Here is a 5,818-nt window from a genome sequence, read left to right on the forward strand (position 1 = left end):
TACAGCTTTGGTGTGTAGGGTAGCTAGCAAAAAAAAGAAGCTCCTTTGGGGGGAGCTTCTTTGGAGTAAAGGGGAGGCGATTACCTACTTTCCCGGGGGTGAACCCAGTATCATCGGCGGAGCGGGGCTTAACGGCCCTGTTCGGGATGGGAAGGGGTGAACACCCGCCCTATGATCGCCCTTGGTCTTTCAGATTGTCGCCCGAACGCAACAATCAATACCTTCAAGGTTTTTGATGTGATGTGGAAAAGACAATAGTCGTATTCAAGAAGTAATAAAGTAAATAAGAAGTCTTGGAGGCATTAGTACTACTTGGCTTTGCGATCACTCGCTTTAGACCGGTAGCCTATCAACGTCATCGTCTCTGACGGCTCTCATAGGAATTCTCATCTTGAGGCAAGTTTCGCACTTAGATGCTTTCAGCGCTTATCTTCACCCGACGTGGCTACCCAGCGGTGCTCCTGGCGGAACAACTGGTCTACCAGCGGTCGGTTCAACCCGGTCCTCTCGTACTAAGGTCAAGCCCTCTCAAAATTCCAACGCCCACCACAGATAGGGACCGAACTGTCTCACGACGTTCTGAACCCAGCTCGCGTGCCACTTTAATCGGCGAACAGCCGAACCCTTGGGACCTTCTCCAGCCCCAGGATGTGACGAGCCGACATCGAGGTGCCAAACCTCCCCGTCGATGTGAGCTCTTGGGGGAGATCAGCCTGTTATCCCCGGAGTACCTTTTATCCTTTGAGCGACGGCCCTTCCATACGGAACCGCCGGATCACTATCTCCCACTTTCGTGCCTGCTCGGCCTGTTTGCCTCACAGTCAAGCACCCTTTTGCGATTGCACTCTACGCACGGTTACCAAGCGTGCTGAGGGTACCTTTGAAAGCCTCCGATACTTTTTTGGAGGCGACCACCCCAGTCAAACTACCCATCATGCATTGTCCAAGCTAATGTTAGACTCCCAGCAACCGGAGGGTGGTATTTCAACGTTGGCTCTGCGATGCCTAGCGACACCGCTTCACAGCCTCCCACCTATCCTACACACCAGTTACCAAAAGTCAGTGCAAAACTGTAGTGAAGGTTCACGGGGTCTTTCCGTCCCGTGGCGGGTAAGCGGCATCTTCACCGCTACTACAATTTCACCGAGCTCACGGCTGAGACAGTGCCCAGATCGTTACACCATTCGTGCAGGTCGGAACTTACCCGACAAGGAATTTCGCTACCTTAGGACCGTTATAGTTACGGCCGCCGTTTACTGGGGCTTCGATTCAATGCGTTGCCTTGCGACTAACATCCCCTCTTAACCTTCCAGCACCGGGCAGGTGTCAGGCCTTATACGTCAACTTTCGTTTTAGCAAAGCCCTGTGTTTTTGTTAAACAGTCGCCTGGGCCATTTCTCTGCGACCTACATTGCTGTAGGTTCCCCTTATCCCGAAGTTACAGGGTTAATTTGCCGAGTTCCTTAGCCGTGATTCACTCGAGCGCCTTGGTATGTTCTACCCGGATACCTGTGTCGGTTTGCGGTACGGGTTACAGCCAGCTGAAGCTTAGTAACTTTTCTTGGAAGCAAACTCATCTCTTCGCCTTGCCCTTGCGGGCTCGGCTCAACGCACACTTCCGTCCGTACGTAGAAACCCATTTGCTCCGTCATTACATCGCACTGGTGTAAGTGCAGGACTATTAACCTGCTGGGCATCGAAGCTTCGCTTTCGCTAACTCCTTAGCTCCCGACTAACCCTCAGTTGATTAGCATAGCTGAGGAATCCTGATCCTTACGGCGGGAAGGTTTCTCACCTTCCTTATCGTTACTTATCCCTACATTTGCTTTTCTCAACGCTCCAGCATGGCTTGCCGCCACACCTTCACTGCCGTTGAGAATGCTCCCCTACCAAGTATTACTACTTCCATCGCTTCGGCACAAGACTTGATGCCCGTTTATTATCGATGCCCGCCCCGCTCGACCAGTGAGCTGTTACGCACTCTTTAAATGAATAGCTGCTTCCAAGCTAACATCCTGGCTGTCTCTGCAGTCGGACCTCCTTTGTTCAACTTAGCCCTGATTTAGGGGCCTTAGCGGATGGTCTGGGTTCTTTCCCTCTCGGACTGGGACCTTAGCACCCCAGCCCTCACTCCTGGGCATATTATACGGCATTCAGAGTTCGTCAGGATTTGGTAGGATTTGACTCCCCCTAGTCCTATCGGTAGCTTTACCTCCGTATAACTCAATCCCAAGGCTGTTCCTAAAAACATTTCGGGGAGTACGAGCTATCTCTCAGTTTGATTGGCCTTTCACCCCTACCCACAACTCATCCAAAGACTTTTCAACGTCAACTGGTTCGGTCCTCCATGTCGTGTTACCGACACTTCAACCTGGTCATGGGTAGATCACAAAGTTTCGCGTCTACAGCCACTGACTTGCTTCGCCCTATTCAGACTCGCTTTCGCTTCGGCTCCGTATCTGCAATACTTAACCTAGCCAGTAACCGTAACTCGTAGGGTCATTATGCAAAAGGCACGCCGTCACCACACTACGTGGCTCCGACCGCTTGTAAGCGTGCGGTTTCAGGGTCTTTTCACCCCCCTATTCGGGGTACTTTTCACCTTTCCCTCACGGTACTCGTTCACTATCGGTCTCTCGGGAGTATTTAGCCTTGGCGGATGGTGCCGCCAGATTCAGAGGGGATTTCACCGGTCCCCACCTACTCAGGATACTGCTACGTTGCTGACCTTTACGCTTACAGGGCTGTCACCTGCTCTGGCCGACCTTCCCAGATCGTTCAACTTCAATCAACTTCTAAAAAGCAGTCCTACAACCCCAATCCCGCCGTAACGGAACTGGTTTGGGCTAATCCGCGTTCGCTCGCCACTACTTGCGGAATCACTGTTGTTTTCTTTTCCTCCGGTTACTTAGATGTTTCAGTTCACCGGGTTGGCCTCCTTTTACAAGGATACTTGGTCTTCAACCAAGTGGGTTGTCCCATTCGGATACGTTCGGATTAACTCTTATGTGCAGATCCCCGAACCTTTTCGCAGCTTATCGCGTCCTTCTTCGCCTCCGAGAGCCTAGGCATTCCCCGCACGCCCTTGATAACTTCTTATCATTAATCTCTTCTTACCTTTGCTCTTGTTTTGTTAATGCCTGGTCGCCCAGCCACTAACTGACTCTTCTCTTTTCCACATTACGTCAAAGAACCTCGCATCTTGGTTACATCCTACTTCCCTTGCGGTCAGTAGTACCTAACTTCAGACGGTGTAGATAAAACCACGTTTGGCCTATCTTAACTAACTTACTTACTGTTTACTCCAGTCTACTTCAATCTTGGTGGAGATAAACGGATTCGAACCGTTGACCCCCTGCTTGCAAAGCAGGTGCTCTAGCCAACTGAGCTATACCCCCAAGGGAGTGGGCCTGCGTGGACTCGAACCACGGACCTCTACATTATCAGTGTAGCGCTCTAACCACCTGAGCTACAAGCCCCTTTCTAGTGATCAGTTTACTTCACTGATCCAGCGATCCATTGTGTTACTTTCTTCAGGCTTTACTTACGTTTAAGCAAAACCTCTGGCGTGGATAAAGAGCGAAGTGAATACTAACTTAAGCTTGCTTAAGCGTTCTCCGTTTTTAATAGCAGACTCCAGAAAGGAGGTGTTCCAGCCGCACCTTCCGGTACGGCTACCTTGTTACGACTTAGCCCCAGTCGCCTGTTTTACCCTAATCGACCTTGAACCGGCCGACTTCAGGTACACCAAACTCCCATGGCTTGACGGGCGGTGTGTACAAGGTCCGGGAACGTATTCACCGGATCATGGCTGATACCCGATTACTAGCGATTCCAGCTTCATGAGGTCGAGTTGCAGACCTCAATCCGAACTGTGATCGGCTTTAGAGATTGGCTCCTTGTTACCAAGTGGCGACCCTTTGTACCGACCATTGTAGCACGTGTGTGGCCCTGGGCGTAAGGGCCATGATGACTTGACGTCGTCCCCTCCTTCCTCTCTGTTTGCACAGGCAGTCCGAGTAGAGTCCCCGACTTAACTCGCTGGTAACTACTCGCAGGGGTTGCGCTCGTTGCGGGACTTAACCCAACACCTCACGGCACGAGCTGACGACAGCCATGCAGCACCTTGTTTCGTGTCCTTGCGGACGCTACCATTTCTGATAGCTTCACTCACATTCTAGCCCAGGTAAGGTTCCTCGCGTATCATCGAATTAAACCACATGCTCCACCGCTTGTGCGGACCCCCGTCAATTCCTTTGAGTTTCACCGTTGCCGGCGTACTCCCCAGGTGGATAACTTAACGGTTTCCCTAAGCCGCTGACCCCAGGGGCCAACAGCGAGTTATCATCGTTTACAGTGTGGACTACCAGGGTATCTAATCCTGTTTGATCCCCACACTTTCGTGCCTCAGCGTCAGTGAGTGTCCAGTAACCTGCCTTCGCAATTGGCGTTCTTGATCATATCTATGCATTTCACCGCTACACGATCAATTCCAGCTACCTCTGCACTACTCAAGTTTACCAGTATCAATGGCACTGCAATCGTTGAGCGATCGTCTTTCACCACTGACTTAATAAACCGCCTACGCACCCTTTAAACCCAATAAATCCGGACAACGCTTGCACCCTACGTATTACCGCGGCTGCTGGCACGTAGTTAGCCGGTGCTTATTCGATAGGTACCGTCAACTGGTCACGCATGACCTCTTTCTTCCCTATCAAAAGCAGTTTACAACCCAGAGGGCCTTCTTCCTGCACGCGGCATGGCTGGGTCAGAGTTTCCTCCATTGCCCAATATTCCCTACTGCTGCCTCCCGTAGGAGTCTGGCCCGTATCTCAGTGCCAGTGTGGGGGATTCTCCTCTCAGAGCCCCTATCGATCGTCGCCTTGGTGAGCCGTTACCTGCACCAACTAGCTAATCGAACGCATGCCCATCTCTAACCGAATCGCTTCTTTAGCAGTATCACGATGCCGTGCCCCTGCGTTACGGGGTATTAGCAGCAGTTTCCCGCTGTTGTCCCCCAGTTAAAGGTAGGTTGCATACGCGTTACGCACCCGTACGCCACTGGTATTGCTACCCGTTTGACTTGCATGTATTAGGCCTGCCGCTAGCGTTCATCCTGAGCCAGGATCAAACTCTCCATTGTAAAGATCATTTGTCTTGTGACTCGTTTATAAAGTATGACTTTCTTAGTGGTTAGTTCATCGCTCTAAGAAAGAGTGATAAACCGTGACACTTGTCAACCTTACCGTTGTCGTTGCTGTTTGCTGACTATTAAAAGCTAATCTTTCGATTAACTCCGTCTCTTCATCACGTCAAAGAACTTCTGTCATCGGCCCTTCATACTACCAGGCGATCACTTCGGTGTTAAACTCAATTAAAGCACGTTTGCCTTAATCCTTAACTTAAAACTTATTACTCCAAATCACTTAAACTTCTCACTTTCAATGACTTGCCGTTCTTTGTTTCAGAACCGGAGTGCAAAGATACAAGACTCAATTTCAATTGTCAAGAAAAAGTTGAAATTTATTTTTTCAAGCTTTCCGTTGAAAACCAAACCCCTCATCCAACTTCTCACTTCCTTTCTCTCTTCGCTTTTACTGCCGACCCTACTTTCAAAACCGGACTGCAAAGGTAAGTCATTTCTAAGCCGCTTGTCAAGAAAAAAGTGAAAATTTATTTTCAGCTTCTTCGCTTCTTTCCATCACCTCATCCCTCGCTTAACTGCCTTTGCCTCAAGTGTTTACACTGTCTTTCCAGTGCCTTTCCCGTCGTTTGGGAGTGCAAAGATAAGACAAGAAAATCCCCCTTGTCAAGC

The 5,818-nt window shown here is 50.2% G+C and carries 2 tRNA genes and 3 rRNA genes; all 5 read right to left on the reverse strand.

Features of this window, described 5'->3' with window-relative positions:
• Nucleotides 1–71: 71 nt before the first annotated feature.
• A 5S ribosomal RNA gene (gene rrf / locus BWI93_RS15655) occupies nt 72–183 on the reverse strand.
• A gap of 99 nt (nt 184–282) precedes the next feature.
• Nucleotides 283–3,099 (reverse strand): 23S ribosomal RNA (locus tag BWI93_RS15660).
• Between the two features lie 222 nt (nt 3,100–3,321).
• Nucleotides 3,322–3,398 (reverse strand) — tRNA-Ala (locus BWI93_RS15665).
• Between the two features lie 7 nt (nt 3,399–3,405).
• Nucleotides 3,406–3,479: transfer RNA gene (locus BWI93_RS15670), tRNA-Ile, on the reverse strand.
• Nucleotides 3,480–3,640: 161 nt separating this feature from the next.
• Nucleotides 3,641–5,146: ribosomal RNA gene (locus BWI93_RS15675) — 16S ribosomal RNA — on the reverse strand.
• Together the 16S, 23S and 5S rRNA genes with 2 tRNA genes alongside form the textbook arrangement of a ribosomal RNA operon.
• Between the last annotated feature and the right edge of the window lie 672 nt (nt 5,147–5,818).

The sequence above is a fragment of the Siphonobacter sp. BAB-5385 genome (assembly GCF_002261125.1).
GTDB lineage: Bacteria > Bacteroidota > Bacteroidia > Cytophagales > Spirosomataceae > Siphonobacter.